The organism is Marinomonas sp. FW-1 (genome assembly GCF_005222245.1).
GTDB lineage: Bacteria > Pseudomonadota > Gammaproteobacteria > Pseudomonadales > Marinomonadaceae > Marinomonas > Marinomonas alcarazii.
Genome location: NZ_CP025987.1, coordinates 336359 through 355120, shown reverse-complemented (window position 1 = coordinate 355120; position 18762 = coordinate 336359). Strand labels below are relative to the sequence as shown.

18 protein-coding genes are annotated in these 18762 nt (G+C 45.9%); 8 read left to right on the top strand and 10 right to left on the bottom strand.

What is annotated here, in order from left to right:
• Positions 1–2 precede the first annotated feature (2 nt).
• Positions 3–1025, top strand: a complete 1023-nt coding sequence (locus tag C1X04_RS01630) for a LacI family DNA-binding transcriptional regulator (protein ID WP_110574778.1) — start codon at positions 3–5, stop codon at positions 1023–1025.
• A 52-nt stretch (positions 1026–1077) separates the two neighbouring features.
• Here C1X04_RS01630 and C1X04_RS01625 read toward each other — a convergent pair whose 3' ends face one another.
• The 3 genes from C1X04_RS01625 to C1X04_RS01615 all read right to left on the bottom strand — a co-directional run bounded on the left by C1X04_RS01625 (position 1078) and on the right by C1X04_RS01615 (position 3403).
• Positions 1078–1587: a GNAT family N-acetyltransferase gene (locus tag C1X04_RS01625; protein ID WP_137169018.1), complete on the bottom strand. Its 510-nt coding sequence runs from the start codon at positions 1585–1587 to the stop codon at positions 1078–1080.
• 22 nt (positions 1588–1609) lie between these two features.
• Complete coding sequence (locus C1X04_RS01620) at positions 1610–2368, bottom strand: polysaccharide lyase (RefSeq protein WP_137169017.1); 759 nt, start codon at positions 2366–2368, stop codon at positions 1610–1612.
• 165 nt (positions 2369–2533) lie between these two features.
• Positions 2534–3403, bottom strand: coding sequence for a DUF4394 domain-containing protein (locus C1X04_RS01615; protein ID WP_254682310.1), 870 nt, complete (start codon positions 3401–3403; stop codon positions 2534–2536).
• Between the two features lie 196 nt (positions 3404–3599).
• Between C1X04_RS01615 and C1X04_RS18610 the strand changes: the two genes are divergently transcribed.
• On the top strand, positions 3600–3761 hold the full coding sequence (locus tag C1X04_RS18610; protein WP_368073953.1) for a type II toxin-antitoxin system RelE/ParE family toxin: 162 nt from the start codon (positions 3600–3602) through the stop codon (positions 3759–3761).
• Positions 3762–3853: 92 nt separating this feature from the next.
• Here the strand turns inward: C1X04_RS18610 and C1X04_RS01605 are convergent, their stop codons facing one another.
• Positions 3854–5077: an HNH endonuclease gene (locus C1X04_RS01605; protein ID WP_137169015.1), complete on the bottom strand. Its 1224-nt coding sequence runs from the start codon at positions 5075–5077 to the stop codon at positions 3854–3856.
• 340 nt (positions 5078–5417) lie between these two features.
• Positions 5418–6380, bottom strand: a complete 963-nt coding sequence (locus C1X04_RS01600; RefSeq protein ID WP_137169014.1) for a helix-turn-helix domain-containing protein — start codon at positions 6378–6380, stop codon at positions 5418–5420.
• 226 nt (positions 6381–6606) lie between these two features.
• Between C1X04_RS01600 and C1X04_RS01595 the strand changes: the two genes are divergently transcribed.
• The 3 genes from C1X04_RS01595 (at position 6607) to eat (ending at position 10375) form a co-directional block, all read left to right on the top strand.
• Complete coding sequence (locus C1X04_RS01595) at positions 6607–8043, top strand: ethanolamine ammonia-lyase subunit EutB (RefSeq protein ID WP_137169013.1); 1437 nt, start codon at positions 6607–6609, stop codon at positions 8041–8043.
• A complete protein-coding gene (eutC, locus tag C1X04_RS01590) occupies positions 8040–8894 on the top strand; it encodes an ethanolamine ammonia-lyase subunit EutC (protein ID WP_137169012.1) in 855 nt (284 codons plus the stop codon). The genes C1X04_RS01595 and eutC overlap by 4 nt, the downstream gene beginning before the upstream one ends.
• Before the next feature lie 74 nt (positions 8895–8968).
• Positions 8969–10375 carry an ethanolamine permease gene (gene eat / locus C1X04_RS01585; RefSeq protein WP_137169011.1) on the top strand — a complete coding sequence of 469 codons (1407 nt, stop codon included), beginning with the start codon at positions 8969–8971 and terminating at the stop codon, positions 10373–10375.
• A gap of 89 nt (positions 10376–10464) precedes the next feature.
• Here the strand turns inward: eat and C1X04_RS01580 are convergent, their stop codons facing one another.
• On the bottom strand, positions 10465–11901 hold the full coding sequence (locus tag C1X04_RS01580) for an NCS1 family nucleobase:cation symporter-1 (RefSeq protein WP_110574766.1): 1437 nt from the start codon (positions 11899–11901) through the stop codon (positions 10465–10467).
• Between the two features lie 266 nt (positions 11902–12167).
• Here C1X04_RS01580 and C1X04_RS01575 point away from each other — a divergent pair, with 266 nt between their 5' ends.
• From C1X04_RS01575 to puuE, 3 genes are read left to right on the top strand one after another with little or no spacing between them, the layout of a single operon-like run.
• A complete protein-coding gene (locus C1X04_RS01575; RefSeq protein ID WP_110574764.1) occupies positions 12168–12833 on the top strand; it encodes a GntR family transcriptional regulator in 666 nt (221 codons plus the stop codon).
• Between the two features lie 7 nt (positions 12834–12840).
• Positions 12841–13572, top strand: coding sequence for an aspartate/glutamate racemase family protein (locus tag C1X04_RS01570; protein WP_137169010.1), 732 nt, complete (start codon positions 12841–12843; stop codon positions 13570–13572).
• 38 nt (positions 13573–13610) lie between these two features.
• Positions 13611–14534, top strand: coding sequence for an allantoinase PuuE (gene puuE / locus C1X04_RS01565; RefSeq protein ID WP_110574760.1), 924 nt, complete (start codon positions 13611–13613; stop codon positions 14532–14534).
• Between the two features lie 57 nt (positions 14535–14591).
• Here puuE and C1X04_RS01560 read toward each other — a convergent pair whose 3' ends face one another.
• The 4 genes from C1X04_RS01560 to C1X04_RS01545 all read right to left on the bottom strand — a co-directional run bounded on the left by C1X04_RS01560 (position 14592) and on the right by C1X04_RS01545 (position 18728).
• Entirely contained in the window at positions 14592–14957 is a 366-nt protein-coding gene (locus C1X04_RS01560; protein WP_110574757.1) for a cupin domain-containing protein, read from the bottom strand.
• Between the two features lie 496 nt (positions 14958–15453).
• A complete protein-coding gene (locus C1X04_RS01555; RefSeq protein WP_137169009.1) occupies positions 15454–16680 on the bottom strand; it encodes an allantoate amidohydrolase in 1227 nt (408 codons plus the stop codon).
• Positions 16680–17900: an alanine--glyoxylate aminotransferase family protein gene (locus tag C1X04_RS01550; RefSeq protein ID WP_137169008.1), complete on the bottom strand. Its 1221-nt coding sequence runs from the start codon at positions 17898–17900 to the stop codon at positions 16680–16682. Before C1X04_RS01550 ends, C1X04_RS01555 begins: the two co-directional genes overlap by 1 nt.
• 9 nt (positions 17901–17909) lie before the next feature.
• Entirely contained in the window at positions 17910–18728 is an 819-nt protein-coding gene (locus tag C1X04_RS01545) for a sulfite exporter TauE/SafE family protein (RefSeq protein WP_110574749.1), read from the bottom strand.
• Between the last annotated feature and the right edge of the window lie 34 nt (positions 18729–18762).

Genomic DNA, 18762 nt, shown 5'->3' with positions numbered 1-18762 from the left:
CTATGAGTTTAAAGAAAATATCAGAAAGAAGTGGCGTTGCCATCAGTACGGTCAGTCATGTACTGAATGGCACTGCCAAAATCTCTGATGATGTTCGCCAACGAGTATTACAAATAGCCAAGGACATTGGCTATTTAGATTCTCGTATCAAACGCGCGCAGACACCGACATTGCGTAAAATCGCCCTGTTTGTAGATTCTGATCGCCTAAGGCAAACCGACGTCAACTTCGTCTCATGGACCATACTTGAAACACTGCGTAAGGAATGCGAGCAAAAGGGGGTCGAAATTGAACCCATTTTGATTGACGAACTTAAAGGTGACTACAACAAGATATCGGAGCGCATGACAAAGACAAAATGTGACGGTATTTTGGTGTATTTTGACGAAAACCAAAAGCTCCTAAATGAAGTCATCAACACCAATTTGCCCTGTATTTTGCTCGCAGGGCAAGAACCCGGCATGCACATTGGATCAGTCGGTATTGGCGATAGAAATGGGGCTCGTCTGGGCGTTGAGCACTTAATTGAGCTGGGGCACAGAAACATAGGCATTGTCTCTTGGCCAGGACGTTATACCATCAGGCAACGACTTGATGGCTTTAAAGAAGCCATTAACGAGCACCTCGAACTTGGCCTTTCAGCGACTGATATTCAACTGGACAGTTTCCAGCCAGACATTGCTGAAAAAGGCATGAGTAAGTGGTTAGAACAGCATCCCGATTTGAATCAGATCACAGCCTTCTTTTGTCTTGCCGATAACGTTGCCATTGGTGTCTTAAACGCCTTACAAAAGAAAGACATTCAAGTACCTCAGGATGTTTCCATTCTTGGGTTTGATGACGTGTTTGCAGGCCAAATGATGCAACCCGCGCTATCAACTGTTCATACGCCGCTGCATCACATTGCCCGTTGTGCTTTGGAAGAGCTAGAACTTCTCACCCGTCGCACAAGCAAAAATGCACCTGCACGAAGAGTAGAACTCGGCTGTCGTCTTATTGAAAGGCAATCGTGTAAAGCAATATAGAAAAGCGACTTTAAGCCAAGCCCAATTTCGCAAAAGCGTTGGGCTTGGCTTTTTAATGACTTCCACCAACTTCTTTTTCGAACCATTCAACATCCCAGTATTGCCCGAACTTTCGGCCCACTTCGAGGTAAACACCTACGGATTCAAAACCAAATTTTTCATGGATAATACGCGAAGCTTCGTTAGGTAAAGTGATACCTGAATAGGCACGATGCACGTCTTCTGCTTCCAATTGCTCAAACAGTTCAAGGTACAAGGCCGTTCCCAAACCTCGGCCTTTTGTCTCGGGTTTTAGATAAATACTGACTTCCACCGAGGTTTCATAGGCGCGCTTTGGTTTGAATTGAGCACTACAAGCATAGCCAAGAATGTCACCGTCTTGATCCGCCACCAGTAAACGATGCCGACCTGTGAGCGCAAATTGTGCGAACCAAACCGCTCTACCCTCTAGGGTATAAGGCTCTATATCAAAGGTCGTCGCCGTATTCACTATGTAGTGATTATAAAGATCGGTTAATGCAGGTAAGTCATCAATGACAGCTGGACGAATTTGAACGCTCATTTTATCTCCCGATGGCAATTATCTAAGGCTGAAGCGATGCTCTATTTTTACCACGCTTCACATTGCTGTAATAGACAATTTGCGGCGGCACAGCGTTTAACTGCTTAGCTTGTTTATATCGTGATAAAAAAGATCGATACACACCGTATTTAAAATACACAATGTCTGCGTCCATCGTCGGGCCTTGGTAGTCGACTTTTTGTTCGCCGTTCACCCAAACTTGGAACACACCAGAATCGTCTTTTTCCCAACGAGCATGAACTTCAATGTGATGCCATCGACCACGCAAATCCGCCTCTTTAATCAACTCGAAGTGTTTTTTAGACCCAGAAATATGATCGTCTAGATGGTACCCGCCACGGCCATTTTGAAACATCCAAATAGGGTGAGAATTAGCTTGATGAAACTGGCCAAGAGCGACCTTAGTAGGGAAAATATTAGGATAATCATCAGGAAAATAAATCGACCAACCGTACCAGGCTTCGCTGCCTGCGGGTGTTGTTTTCTGCTGCTCAGACAGTTCACTGCGTTCGCGATCTTGCTCGCAATCGTTCCAGCCTTTATTCCAGTAGCAGTCTCCTGGACGCACCTCGAATTTCTCGATTAACTTGGTGGGTGCGCTAGCAGTAATGTCCTGAATGACTTGATAACCATAGCTCGTATTATTTAACGAACGCATAAAAGGACCAAAGTCCCCATGATTCATATCTTGCTCAACAGACTGCGCTTGAACAGGGATAACCAAAAAATACAGGCATAAGACCATTAAAAAACGAGACATGGGAAGCAAACCTTATTAATTACTCATCTCATCATTTTAAAGTTTGCGAGAGCAGTTCGCCAAATAGTTGTCGACTAATCAAGGTCAAGATGAAGAATACGGGGATTTTTCATCTTGACCTTGCCTATCATTGAATTACTACTGGTGTAAAAACACCCTTTGCAATTATTTACCGCCTGAGACGGCAAAGCCGCTAAAGCCACCCATTGGTAAGTCGGCCATTAAGGTTGCCGCACCTGTCGTCAGATCTATAGAGTAAAACCCAGCTTTTGATTCACCTTCGAGCTGTAATATTGCGTAAGCAGCGTCAGAACCTTCTTCGGCAGAAACAATATCGAAGCCACCCATTGATGATAGGTCAACGGCCTTGCCATCAATAGTGATCTTAGCGACGGTTTTTAATTCGCCTGCATTATTAGCAAGACTGACCAATGAGTCTGTTTTACTGTCTAACGCAAACTGGAAAGTGCTCGACGCTTTTGCACCGGCAATGGCATTAGTGTAAGCGTTCGCAAAAATTTCAGGCGTCATGCCTTCGTTGCTGTCGCCTTTTACATAAAATGTAGAAGTGAATTTCAATACTGAATTAGCACGCTTATCTTGGTCACCAAAACCGACTGGGAAATACACCAAGTTTGTACCATCAGACCCAACCATACGAACAGCATCGATAGCGTTATTAAAATCCATCGCGGTGGCTGACGCATCCTTGGAAATCATGGCGCCATTTGTGAAGGTCGCACCCAGATCGGTTAGCTTGCCGGACTTGGCATCAACAGAATAAACAGCACCGTTGGAATAACCCAACAACTCGCCAGTGACGGGACGATAAGCCACGGCATCCAGCTTATTGCTTAGGGTAAAAGTGTCCATTTTCGCGGGAGACGCGATAGACCCCATTGTGACTAAAGTCGTTCCGTTATTAGCAAGCGCGTACCCAGCAATATGGCTATCTTGGCCAGATGTTCCATAAAAGCCAGTTGAACAAGCAGAAACAGCGAAAGCAGTCGTGGCAGCAATAATCGTCTTTTTCATCATAATCATCCTATATGAGTTGTATTAGTAAACTAGGTGTCACCCAATTGGGCGGCTCATACAGAGATACTCATCTTTTAAAAAAAGGTTTCAGATAAACGATATTTTTTGAAAAATAATTTTCGGGGTGATGAAAAAGCAGGTATTACATTTACTCGAAACACATGAACACGTTACGACAGCGACTCGTTGATCAATGAACTCGATAACAAAGAGAGAGAATGAAATCAGAGATGTCTACCGAACGTTTCCCCAAGGAAGCCATGTTATTTTTTATCAGCAAATTGGTTGCCAGAATATTCAAATTATCAGGATCTTACATAAGAGTATGGATGTGAATCCAATGTTTGGGGCATAAAGCCGCGCTCTGCGGAAAATGAGAAGCGCAGCGAGTAATTTATAGGAATGCTAGTTAATTTTCATCTGACCCTAATTGTTTTAATTGTTTGCTCATTCCTTGCAAATCAGGTCATTTGTTTCCAGATATTTGGGGGATTGCACTTCCTGCTGGGGAGGTGGAGTTTCAGCAGTAGGGTTAGTTATACTCGGGGTTCGCTTTGTTCTCTCAATATTGAAAAGGCGATAGGTCATATCCACGTAATGGTTAGCCCTTATGTTCTTTGTCGCTTTCTCCTGCGATGAAACCCAAATAGGCTCATAATTGTCATGTTCATCAGAAGGGTTAACTAGTGTGCACTGCCCCTTATGATTGCTTGTAAGAACACCAATATATTCGCCTGTCAAAGAGGTTACGGTACCATCTTGATGGCTCGCAACCACTTCGTAACTCGAGTTTATAAGACAGTTACCTAGAACCCACCCACATTTGATGCCATTAACATTTATTATTTGCAATTCGTGCTTAGAAATTTGGTGAGCAACAGTCGCTTTTTTCCATTGGCCGCTGAAATCTCTGAATGGAATTGACGGTATACTTCCAATGTTTACAGCGGTATTGGCGCCCATCACTTGAACGTTATCTAAATGGAACGTTCCAAATGTGAGTTGACCAGCTTTATTAACTGTTACTTGGTTTCCTAAATAGTTCATGTTAATTCGCTCAACATGAACTGGCTTATCTCCCTCAATATTGAGAGTTAACCCGATCATTCCTTTTTGAGGGCGAATTTCAATTCGTGTCCCTTCTCCCCATACGTCATGTGTGCCTAAAACGCTTGTGAACTGATTTCTGTTAATGCTGGTAATGTATTGCCCCGCATTATCGTAAAATACAGCGCTAACTAAAAAAGGTTCATCTACTTTTTCGGGAGGTTCTAGCCATATTAGAGGTTTCCCATGAATTGCTAGGATGATTTCAACATCGTTAAATAGATTGTTACCGACTTTAAAGGTTGGTATTACTGAAGGGTCAATTTCTTCTCTTGTGAAATTATGTTTTTTACAGAAGGGATCTGCTTTTGCTTCCCACACTCGTCTTTTAGACTTACGCTTACCAGTTACTTTTCCGTGACAGCTCTCACAAAGAAGTGTCATCTTTTCAGGGTCATGCTCTTCAGCATCATGAAACTCTGGCTCTATGTGTTCGTAGTCGCAGAATAGTGTTCCACATACTACGCATCCGTAACCTGCATCTTCTCTGATTTTCTTACGAATAGGCTTTTCTATATAGCGTTTAAGGCCATGTTTGTTAGGGGTGCTGCTGGGAGTAGCCATTAAAGAGTCCTTCTATAAGAGCGTTATTGATCTAATTCTGAAAAAAGAATCATATCTGATGTAAAAAGTATTAGGGTCAGATGAAAATATAGCTTGATTTGCTTTTTTCGTGGTAGGACTTCCCTGTTATATAACTCGCTAAATACCAAAGCCTATGTGAACTATTCTGCTTCTGATGGTCTTTGATCGCCGCTATGTTGATTCTTTGTTTGCTCTTTTGTAGCGTGATTTGACCCGCGAGGCAAGCAATTCCCTCAGGCCTTATGACCTGATCCGTTTTATACACTGATCTCACCGAGCTTACGAGGGTGCCTTGTTAGTCCTAGTTGTTGCTTTGCTCTCAACCACTCAACCCCGTAAGTGTTTTTGAGGGCGTTTCACCAAACAGTTGTTTATAGTCTTTAGCGAACTGGCTCAGGTGCCAAAATCCCCATTGCGCGGCGATGTCGCTGACGGATTGATCACTTTTTGCCTGTACCAAAGAACGACGCACACCGTTTAGTCGGCTAATGCGTAGGTATTGAATCGGGCTGACGCCGAGGATGCTTTCAAAGCTGTATTGCAAGGTACGACGGCTGACGTTGGTGATTTCACACAATTGCGTCACGGTAACGGGCTCATCAAGATGACGGTCTAAAAACTGACGGGCGCAATCGACGACTTTTTTACGGTGATAATAGCTCTGTGTTTTGGCCGGTTGTGGGGTTTCTACTTTAAGCACTTCCAGTAGTGCCATCATGACAATGTCTTGCTGCAAACGTGGCGGTGTTGTTTTGTTTTGCACCGAGAGCAAACGCGCGAGTAAAAAGCGCACTTCCTCTAGCGTTTTATCTGGTACGCCAAGACGACCATATTCGGTGAGTTCTGTCCAATTTAGATCGACACCATGGATCAACGCCATCTTCATTAGCTTGGACTGATCTACCACTAATCCATATAAATCATAATCTTGCGGTGTGGACAGCTGAAAGTCACAATCTCCTGGACGGCACATAATATTATTGGGATGGATGGTTAAGCCGTTAATACGGCTTTCTTCTTGATCGGCAAGAGGAATCCCCAACCAAACAGAGTCTGGCCAAACGACACATTTTTGCTGCAATGCCTGACTGGTGTGTTCACAAAAAACTTGTAGGCCATCAAACGGCAGCTCAACAATACGACCGTAAAAACTACCACGACTGGTTTGATCGTACTCTTGCTGCCAGTTAGTCAAATTACTCGCGTGCAAATCAGCATCATGCGCTTCCGATACATGAGGATAAAAGCACCCTTTTGGTGCATCAATCATTAAATTCGACATAATCACGCCTGTCCATGTTTGTTTGTTTCCTTCGTACTGAATAAAAAACTAACCTAACAAATTGAAATATATAGCCTTTTCTAATTTTGCCATTATTCGATAACGTCGTTTTATGGAATTCCGTAATGTTAACTTATGTCATCTGTGTTCAAGCTATGCAAAATTGACACCCTTTTCGTTTGCTTTCTTGAACCTACACCCTCTCAGTAAAGCGCGCGAGACCACTATGAGTACAACACATTCGACCTTTAAACTGAAAAAGTTTCAATTTACCAACACAGTCGGAGAACGCACCTTCGGCTTTGTCGATCTTGCGGACTTAATGGCGAAAGCGACACCTGCACGATCTGGTGATCGCTTGGCAGGCGTTGCCGCCGCTAGCGCCGAAGAGCGTGTTATCGCACAAATGACATTAGCCGATGTACCGCTAAGCCTATTCCTTGAACAAGCTCTTGTTCCCTACGAAGAAGATGAAATTACCCGATTAATATTAGACGATCATGACAAAAACGCTTTTTCTTTGATTTCCCACCTTACTGTGGGTGGATTTCGTGATTGGTTATTAAGTGATTTAGCCACCAGCGAGGTGCTTACTCAGATTCGCCCCGGCGTGACGCCAGAAATGGCCGCCGCGGTCAGTAAGATTATGCGCAATCAGGATTTGATACTGGTCGCAAAAAAGTGCCATGTGAAAACCGCGTTTCGTAACACCATTGGTTTGCCGGGGCATTTGTCGACACGCTTACAACCTAATCACCCAACCGACGATTTAACCGGTATCGCGGCCAGCATGTTAGACGGTTTGCTCTACGCCAATGGCGATGCCGTGATTGGTATTAACCCCGCCACCGACAACGTGCAACAAGCTACACGCTTGATCAAGATGATGGATGAAGTCATCCAGCATTATGAAATCCCGACCCAATCCTGCGTTTTAACTCACGTTACCAACACCATTGAATGCATCGAGCAAGGCGCACCAGTGGATTTGGTTTTTCAATCGATAGGCGGAACCCAAGCGACCAACGACAGCTTTGGTTTTAACCTTGCCAATTTAGCCGAAGCCCAAGACGCCGCCTTGTCGCTGAATCGCGGCACGGTTGGCAACAACGTGATGTATTTCGAAACGGGACAAGGCAGCGCCTTATCGGCCAACGCCAACCATGGTTTGGACCAGCAAACCTGCGAAGCGCGCGCTTATGCAGTAGCACGTAAGTTCAATCCACTTTTGGTCAATACGGTTGTCGGCTTTATCGGCCCAGAATATTTGTACGATGGCAAAGAAATTACCCGCGCAGGTTTGGAGGATCACTTCTGTGGCAAATTGCTTGGCTTACCCATGGGTTGCGACGTCTGTTACACCAACCACGCCGAAGCCGACCAAAACGACATGGATAATTTACTGACACTTTTAGGTGTCGCTGGTTGCACTTTTGTTATGGGCATCCCAGGTTCTGACGATATCATGTTGAACTACCAGACCACCTCGTTCCATGACGCACTGTATGCTCGCAAGGTTTTAGGATTGAAGCCTTCACCAGAGTTTGACCTCTGGCTCGCCAAGATGGAAATTTTCAAAAATAACGAGCAATTCACTCTTAATCACCAATTGCCCGATGCGTTTCATAAGTCCCTGAATCGTCTTATTGGAGGTCGCCCATGAGCCAGTCTAAAAAGACTTTTCCAACGCACCCACATGCAGAGCCAGTAACGGAAAACGCATGGAGCAAGCTGAACGCCTTCACCGATGCTCGCGTTGGTTTAGGGCGTTCAGGTATCAGTGTTCCAACCAGACATCTACTCGCTTTCCAGCTTGCCCACGCTCAGGCCATTGACGCCGTTCACACACAGCTCGATAGCAATGCTTTATCGCAGGCACTCATGGAACAGGATTGGGCGAAAGATTGGACGAAACACTGTGCCCCCCTAATGCTGCACAGTCGCGCGACGGACCGCGCAACCTATCTTCAGCGTCCAGATTATGGCCGCAGGCTAGACGAAGAATCTGCCAATAAACTAGACGAGCACAGAGCTTCCACTTCACAAGATTATGATCTTGCGATTGTGGTGGTAGATGGTTTGTCCTCTCTCGCAATAGAACAAAATACCCTACCTTTTCTGCAAGCCCTCTCCAGCCATATTAAAGACTGGAAGCTAGCGCCCATCTGTTTTGTAAAACAAGGTCGCGTGGCCATTGGCGATGATATTTGCGAACGCTTAAACGCCAAATGCGTTTTGGTGTTAATCGGCGAACGCCCGGGGCTTAGTTCCCCCGACAGCTTAGGCTTATACCTGACTTGGGGCGGCAAAGTAGGCTTTACCGACGCCTACCGCAACTGTATCTCCAACATTCGCCCTGCGGGCTTGGTGTATCAAGAAGCGGCACGCAAAGCTTTTTATTTATTAAACGAAGCACGAACCCTGAAACTATCAGGCGTCAAACTCAAAGACAGATCAGACGATGATTTAATTATGGACACCAGCAAGGAGTCGAAGAACTTCCTAATCTCTTAGGGACAAGAAACACATAAGCCCATCGGGTAAAAATGACGGTTAAACCACTTAACTAGAGCATATAAGGAACGACAATGAGTGATCAATTAGATAAAGAATACCTGGCAAAACGCCAGTTAAAAAGAGGCTCTGCTGGCTGGATTCTGCTAGCGGGTTTGGGGGTTTCATACGTAATATCAGGCGATTTTGCAGGCTGGAACTTTGGTATCGCCGAAGCTGGCTGGGGTGGCTTTGCCATTGCGGCAGGACTCATGGCGGTTATGTATCTGACGCTGGTTTTATCCTTAGCTGAAATGTCTGCGGCCATTCCAGCAGCTGGCGGTGGTTACAGTTTTGCGCGCCAAGCCATGGGACCAACAGGCGGCTATTTAACAGGCTTAGCCGTATTAATCGAATACGCCTTGGCACCAGCGGCCATTGTTATTTTCATCGGTTCCGCGGTGGAAGCCCTCTTAGGCTTTAATGGACCTTGGGTTTATGCGGCGTTTTATCTGGTCTTTATTGCCATCCACTTGGCTGGGGTTGGTGAAGCACTAAAAGTTATGATGGTCATCAGTGGCTTGGCGGTTATCGCCATCTTAGCCACCGCGGTTGCCTTGATTGGTGATTTTGATACCAGCCGTTTATTCGATGTGGCCGTAACCGATGCGGCTGGAGCGTCTGAATTTATGCCAATGGGTTGGTATGGCGTTTGGGCGGCATTGCCATTTGGCATGTGGTTGTTCTTGGCTGTTGAAGGTGTTCCTCTTGCAGCGGAAGAAGCAAAAGACCCAGCGAAAGATGTGCCTAAGGGCATTATCGGCGCGATGATTTTCTTACTTTTCACGGCTCTTTTAGTGGTGTTCTTATTGGCGGGCGCCGCGGGTGCAGACGCCATGAGCAAAAGCGCAGTACCTTTGGTGGATGCCTTGAACTTTGCAGGTCACGGCACTCTGGCAACCGTGGTTAACGTCTTGGGGCTTGCTGGCTTAATCGCCTCTTTCTTCTCCATCATCTACGGTTACAGCCGTTTGGTATTCGCCTTATCTCGTGCGGGTTACCTTCCTAAAAGCTTGTCTGTTACCGATAAACGCAAAGTACCTTCTCGTGCTTTGATTGTCCCTGGCATTTTGGGCTTTCTTGCCTCTTTGACTGGCGAAGGCGATTTAATGTTAGCCATGGCCGTGGTTGGCGCGACTGTGTCTTATGCCTTGATGGCGTTAAGCCATATCTTATTGCGCATCAAGCAACCAAATATGGAACGCCCATACAAAACACCTGGCGGTATCTTCACATCGTCCGTTGCTTTCATATTGTCTCTATTGGCTCTAACTGGGGTTTACGCTTACGATCCACGTGCCTTTAACTACACTCTTATCTTGTTCGTGATTGGCGCAGCGTACTACTTCTTCTATAGCAAAAATCGCCTTGTGGCGAAAACACCAGAAGAGGAATTCGACATGCTGGCAGAGGCCGAAGCGGATCTTGCCGCCTCAGCTTAATTCGGTTTAATAGATCTCGTAACAACAAAAAGCCCCCGCATTTTTCAATGCGGGGGCTTTTAATTATCTAAACGTTTTCTTAACGTAAATTATGACTTCGCAAGGTTCATACTTTGCAAAGCAACACGCTCAGGCTCCATCATGTAACGATAAACCAACGCCGCGACAATACCGCCAATGAATATGGCGTAATTTGCCAAGGAGCTAAAAACAAAGGTCGCTAAGATAGAAACAAAACCCGCAATCAACAAAGCATAAACACTCTTTTTATTCACCCCGTTCTCATACCAGTAAGCCCCTTTTGGTGACTCTGTATACAAGGCTGCTATGTCGATGTTGCCTTTTTTGATAAAGAAGTAATCAACAATAATAATGCCATACAAAGGCCCGATCATCGCGCCCAATACATCCACTGTGTAATGGATCACTTCTGGGTTATTGAACAGATTCCAAGGCGTTAGCAATACCGAACCAAATGCGGCAATAAAACCACCCGCTTTAAAGCTAATTTTCTGTGGCGATACGTTGGAAAAATCAAACGCTGGCGCGACAAAGTTCGCCACAATATTAATACCCACTGTCGCAAAGATAAATGTCAATGCACCCAGTACCGTGATAAAACCAGAATCAAGACGTTTCACGGTTTCCACAGGGTCGGTAATCATCTGACCGAATACAGGAATCGAAGCCGAAACAATCACCACACTGAACAAAGAGAACAATACAAAGTTAACTGGCAAACCCAATAGGTTGCCTAGTTTCAATTTTTTATAGCTGCCGCAATAACGGGAGAAGTCACTGAAGTTCAACGTTGGCCCTGCAAAATACGCCGCCACCAAAGCAATCGCAATGAACATCTGAGCATAAGCATCCAGACCCGTTAAGTTAGATGAACTTAGGTTGAAACTGATGTTTTCCCAGCCAGCTAAATTAATCATGTAAATACACAAAGCAAACATAGCAATATAAATAGCAGGGCCAGACCAATCGATCACTTTACGGATCATGTCCATACCAAACATGAACACAACACCTTGAACAAGCCACATAGCAGTAAAGCCAATCCAGCCTAGATACGAAAGCCCAATAAAAGATTCATCGGCAAGCGATGCCATCTCAGGGAAGAAATAAAGCAGTAAGATAATAAAGGAACTGGATGCCAGAAAGGTTTGAATACCGTACCAAACCACGGCAATTAAGCCACGAATGATGGCTGGGATATTAGCCCCGAACACACCAAAAGACATACGCGCTACGACAGGAAAAGGGATACCGGCTTTTTGTCCTGGTTTGCCCATCAAATTGGCAAACACCAATACGATTGAAATGCCCAATAGCAAACTGATAAATACCTGAATACCATTCAACCCTAAGGCAAACAAACTGGCAGCAAACACATAACCACCCACACTGTGCACATCAGACATCCAAAAAGCGAAAATGCTATACCATCCCCACTTTTGATCTTTCTCCGGCAATAGATCGCTATTCGCTAATCTAGGGCTTTGCTCAAATTCTTGCTTCATGGTCTCGTTCCTTTTTAATTGTATACAATAACAAATACAATTTATGTGCCAAAAATAGAAACAAAAGAATCTAAGAAAAATCACGCCTCATAGGGCTAAAATCGCCATAAAAACGCACTAATGCGAGTCAAAAACAAAACAATCACACCATTATTGTGCAACATACTTGTGTTTTTATTTGAGATGTCCCCAACGAATTGTCGTGCTATATTATTTAACCAGCACATTTACTGAAAAAAAATTGTATACGATTAATAGAGACCATCATGTCCAATGACGAGAACATCTACCGACAAATATTAAAAGCGATTGTCGAGCACCAATTACCGCCTGGGGCGCGCTTACCAGAAGACCGTTTATCAGAGGCCTTTGGCGTAAGCAGAACAGGTATCCGCAAGGTATTGCAGCGACTCGCTTTAGAACATTTTGTGGTGATTGAGAAAAACAAAGGTGCGCAAGTAAACCGCCCAAGCAAAACCGAAGCGATAGAAGTGCTAGACAGCCGTATTTTGATCGAGCCACAACTCATTCCAGCTTTACTAACACACTGGGATACAGCGCAATCTGAACGCTTTCGCGCTATGGCAATAGAAGAAAAGCGCGCCGAAGAAAATAATCAACTCGCCGATGCCATTCAGTTAACGGCTCGCTTTCACTATGAACTAGCGACATTATCTGGCAATAAAGTACTAGCACATTTTGTTGAACAGCTTTGTTATCGGTCTTCCTTAATTTTAGCGGCTTACGGCACCCGTGGCAGTGTCGGCTGTGATTGTGGCGACCACTCTCAGTTGCTCGACATTCTTGATCAAGGACACTCAGACAAGGCACAAAACTGGATGAGCCATCACCTTAAACACATAAAATCTTCACTTATTCTCGAAACCAAACCTGAAGAAAACATTGATTTTCAAAAACTTTTTGGCCGCTAGGAGCACCATGCGAATTCAGCTCATAAACCCAAACACCAGTGCCGACATGACTCACGCGATGGCGCTGAGCGCCAAATCCGTTGCGCTAGATAGCACGCAAATTATCGCCTGCACTCCCGAACATGGCCCTAAAAGCATCGAATGCGCTTTTGATGAAGTCATCGCCAGCGCGGCGCTTCTTGATCTTATCGAACAAGGCAAGCAACAAGATGTCGATGCTCACATTATCGCCTGCTTTGGTGATCCAGCATTAGACGCAGCAAGAGAACTGGCCGATGCCCCTGTTATTGGCATTGCTGAAGCAGGCTTCCAAATGGCCAGTTTGATTTCTCATCGATTTGGCGTTGTCACCACGCTATCTAGAACCTTGCCAGCGAGCGAGCATTTACTACAAAAATATGGTCATAAGCATCATTGCAGTGGCGTAAGAGCCACCGACATTCCTGTTTTGGCGCTAGAAAATATCGACCCAGCGGCTTACTTACTACTAAAAACGGAATGCCTTGCGGCCATAGAGCAAGACGGTGCAGAAGCAATTGTATTAGGTTGCGCTGGCATGTCGAACTTGGTTGAAAAACTGTCTGCTGAACTGCCCGTCCCAATCATTGATGGCGTTGCCGCCGCCGTAAAACTGGCAGAATCATTGCATCAATTAGGTTTACAAACCTCTAAAAAAGGTCAATACGGACAGCGAGTTAGCAAAGCCTTTACTGGGCGATATGCTCACTGGAGTCTATAACCGCTGCCAAATTACATAACCAATAATGGAACCAGACCATGAAACACTATTTAGAACGCGACTACGCGGGTTATGGCCGCCAAGGGCTGCCAAACGTAAAATGGCCAAACAATGCCCGAGTTGCTCTACAGTTTGTTTTAAACTTTGAAGAAGGCGGTGAAAACTGCGTTTTGCATGGCGATGAACACGCCGAAACCTTTCTATCAGAAATATTCGGTGCACAGCCTTTCAAAGACCGCCACATGAGCATGGAATCCCTTTACGAATATGGTTCTCGCACTGGTGTTTGGCGCATTCTAAATGAGTTCGAAAAGCGTGGATTACCACTGACGGTTTTCGCCATTGCCACCGCATTACAACGTAACCCAGAAGTGGCAAAAGCCTTTGTCGAAGGTAATCACGAAATCGTTTGCCATGGATTAAAATGGATTCACTACCAAGACATGCCTATCGAACAAGAACGCGAGCACATGCAACAAGCTCTGGCGTTGATCGAAGAAGTCACCGGCGTTAAACCCATTGGCTGGTACACAGGACGCGACTCACCAAACACTCGCACATTGGTTGCAGAACAAGCACAACTCAAATACGACTCAGACAACTATGGCGATGACTTACCTTATTGGGTGAAAGTCGACACACCTGATGGTGGTAGCAAACCGCACCTGATCGTGCCGTATACACTCGACTGCAACGACATGAAGTTTTCCTCACCTTATGGGTTTAACCACGCAGAAGAGTTTTTCCAGTACTTGAAAGACAACTTTGATTGTTTGTATGAAGAAGGCGCGACCGCACCAAAAATGATGTCCATCGGCATGCATTGCCGCACACTTGGCAAGCCCAGCCGCATTATAGCGTTAAAGAAATTCTTAGATTATGTACAATCCCACGACAACGTCTGGATCGCCCGCCGCGAAGACATCGCCAACCACTGGATAGAAAATCATCCTCCAGCTTAAACATAAAAAAAAGCGGTTTCCTCATTGAGAAAACCGCCTTTTTATACTGTCCTTCGGTTAAAACACCACATCTTCCGGCACAGTAACAAAAATCGAATGTCTGACTTCATTAAACAGCGCTTTACTACAATGGCCTTCGCCTTCGGTGTCTTCTAACAAAACAACATCACCTGCGCCAAACTGACGAGTTTCGCCAGACGATACGGTAAACTCACAACGCCCTTTGATAATAAACAACAACTGACGCTGCGGCGCTGGATGCCATTTAAAATCATAGTCACTTGGGGTTTCGCGAAACATCAGTTCCCCCACTGGGAAACGCTCTGACAAAAAACCAATTGGGCCACCATCACGGACATCTACATTCAAATCACCGAAGTGGCTTTTGCCCTGATCGTCGTTAAAAATGCGCGTAAATTTCATCGAATACCTCTTTATTGACCTTCATAATAAGCGTCCATGTAATTCAATTGGCTTGCGTATTGTCTCGTTCCTCGACACGTCAACGCCCATTAAACACATGGAAACTTTTACCCGTATTCATAATTGCTCGTTTGCTGTAATCATAAGCGTCCATGCAATTCAATTGGCTTGCGTATTGTCTCGTTCCTCGACACGTCAGCGCCCATTAAACACATGGAAACTTTTACCCGTATTCATAATTGCTCGTTTGCTGTAATCATAAGCGTCCATGCAATTCAATTGGCTTGCGTATTGTCTCGTTCCTCGACACGTCAGCGCCAATTAAACACATGGAAGCTTTTAGTCAGAGCCAAAGCGATTCTTCAACCGCCCATCACCAACTGCGCCCAGAATCATGCTAGAGCGATTCTTCGAGCTTGCTCGGGGAGCGAGGCGTGATAATGGGTTCAGTAAAGCAGCAGCGAGACGTTATGCTGAGTAGCTAACCACAAAAACTTTAGGCTAAATTCTGTAAGGCCTCGTGAAGTACAGCCAATGTTACGGCTACATCGGGCGTATCAATCGCTTCCGCTGGATGATGGCTAATGCCTTTTTCGCAACGCATGAACAACATCGCCACAGGGCAAATATCCGCAATCGCCATGGCGTCATGTCCCGCGCCTGAAAACAAAGTATGCACGGGAATATTTTGTGTTTGTATCGCATTACGAAGCACGCTTTGCAGCTTGGCATCACAATGCACGGCGTTAGCAGCATGGGTTGCTTTTCGATCTATACGCACATTTCGACGGGCAGCAATAGCGTCTAACTCTTGCAAAATTTCATCGAGCGCGACGTCACGCTTGTCATCGAACTCACTGCGAATATCAAGGGAAAAGCCGGTGTTGCCAGAAATCACATTCACGCCATTGGGTCGATTCTGAATACGCCCAACAGTGGCAACGATGCCGTGATTCTGTGCGACTTTTTCCACTGCAAGGATCATCTCACTACTGGCACAAAGGGCATCTTGGCGCAGATTCATTGGCACTGTGCCCGCGTGTCCTGCCATACCGGTGATATTAAATTCAAAGCGTTTTGCCCCAGCAATGGCACTGACCACGCCGACGGGCAAATCTAAATCTTCTAAAACTGGCCCTTGCTCAATGTGCAGTTCAAGGTAACCCAGTAAGTTGTCGGTTGCGATGGCCGCGTTGGGAATGCTCGCGAAGTCCGATCCAAAATCTTTAAGTGCTTGCGATAAACTGATGCCATCGCTGTCTTTCACATCGGCCCAGCTTGCAGGCCATTGACCTGTTAAAGCCCGACTGCCAAGCAAGGTAGAGCTAAAACGCGTGCCTTCTTCGTCGCCGAAGCCCACTACATCTAAGTGAAACGGCAAACGAACACCCGCGGCTTGCATTGCTGCGATCAAGGTCACTGGTGTGATAACGCCGAGCATGCCGTCGTATTGACCACCGTTTGGCACCGTATCCAAATGGCTGCCCATGATAAATCGCGGTGCATCAGGGTCGGCTGCTTGCCAACGTCCCCATAAATTGCCCGCTTCATCCTGCCATGTTTGCATACCAGCTTCTTGCATCCAGCCGCCCACCAGTCCGTTGGCTTGTTTATGCTCCTTGGTGAGATAACGACGATCTAGGCAATCGTCGCTTTGACTGATTTTGCCAAGTTCGTCACAGCGGTCCATGACCAACTGAGCGAGTTTGCCGTAATCTGTCATTATTTTTCTCCTGCGTAAACCGACATGGCCGCATCCACGGCAGCGCCTGCAGGCAACACAAAACCAGCACGTCGCAATACGGTTTCAAGCGACTGCAAGGTATGCAAAACAGCGTCTTGGCGAGCGTTGTAACCCATGGTGCCAATGCGCCATACTTTGCCTTTTAATGGGCCAAAGCTGGTGCCGATTTCGATGTTAAAAATATTCAGCAAGTCATGACGCACTTGCTCGCCATCAACCTTTTCTGGAATATGAATCCCTACCACGTTAGTCATCTTGTGCTTCAAATCACCAAATGGCTTCAGCCCCATAGCTAGAACGCCTTGCAACATGGCATTGCCTGCCAACTTATGGCGTTCGATAACGGCATCCTGACCTTCGGTCAATAACTGAATGGCACACTCACGAGAGCCAAACAGCATGGTCGCCGCTTCCGTATGGTGATTCAGACGCTCTTCGCCCCAATAATCCATGATCATTGGCAAATCAAAATAGTTCGACCGAATACGCATGCCAGACGCCCCTTGGTGATGAGCATCACGAATTCCCGCTTCCACATGGGCTCTTTTACGCACACAAGACACAAAGCGGTCGCTCAAGGTAATTGGCGCGCTGCCTGATGGCCCGCCCAAGCATTTTTGTAACCCAACCGAAACCGCGTCGATTTTCCATGCATCGACTTCCAACGGATTACCACCGATAGACGCCGTCGCATCGGTATAAAACAACACATCGTGAGCGCGACAAATGTCGCCCAATTCTTCCAGCGGTTGGAACATGGTGGTTGACGTATCGCCCTGCACTATTGCCAATAATTTTGGCTGAACCTTTTTTATCGCGTCTTCAATTTGCTGCGGGTCAAAGACTTCACCCCAAGGCACTTCGATGGTGTGAACTTCGGCATCCGCACGCTCGGCAATCTCTGCCAACAAGTGACCAAAACGACCAAAGATAGGAATTAACACTTTATCGCCAGGCTCTAGACAAGACACAAGTGCCGCTTCAATGCCCGCACGAGACGTACCATCGATCAAAAAAGTTTGCTGATTCTGGGTATTAAAAACACGACGATACAAGGCCATAACTTCATTCATGTAATTCGTCATAGTCGGATCGTATTGCCCCACAAGCTGAGTCGACATAGCCGACAATACTCGTGGGTAACAGTTAATTGGCCCTGGACCCATTAATAATCTTGGTGGCAATGAAAGCGGCTGCATAATAATCTCCTAACCTAAAACCTGATAAAGCATTTTGATGCCAGTGAAAATCAACACAACCGCGAAGACTTTCTTCAACTTGGCCGCATCTAAACGGTGTGCTAATGCCGCACCAACAGGCGCGAATAATACCGTTAATGGAATGATGCACGCTGCGCCAATCAAGTTAACCAAACCGACAGTACCGTAAGGCGAGTCAATCGGGCTTTGTCCGAAGATCAACATGGTCAAGGCCGCTGGCAATGAAATAATCAAACCAACTGCTGCTGCGGTGCCCACAGCGCGGTGCGCAGGATAGTTACAAAAAGTCAGCATAGGAACAGTCAGCGTACCGCCACCGATACCAACCATTGAGCTAAAAAAGCCAACACACGTGCCCATCACACTTTGACCAGCATTACCTGGTAGGGATTTAAACATGCTGTCTTTTTTACCCAACAGCATATTTAGCGCAGACAAAGTTGCGATAATACCGAACAGCAAAGTCAGCCATTGACCATCAACTCGCGTTACGACAAAGCTACCCAGCATCACGCCCACGAAGATGAAAAAGCCCCAACGCTTCAACAAATCAAAGTCCACGTTGCCTTTGGCTTTATGGGCACGAATCGAACTAATCGACGTAGGAATAATCGTCGCCAGTGACGTTGCAGTCGCCACCAGCATGGCCGTATCCGCACTGACTCCCAGTCCTTGATACAAGAAAAACAACACAGGTACGATAACGATGCCGCCGCCAACGCCCAGTAAACCCGCTAAAATCCCGCCAACCACACCCGTGGCCATCATGGCGAGAATCATGGAATAATTTTCCATTATGAATGACATTTTTCTGCTTGCTCCTAAGTAAAATAACCAAAAA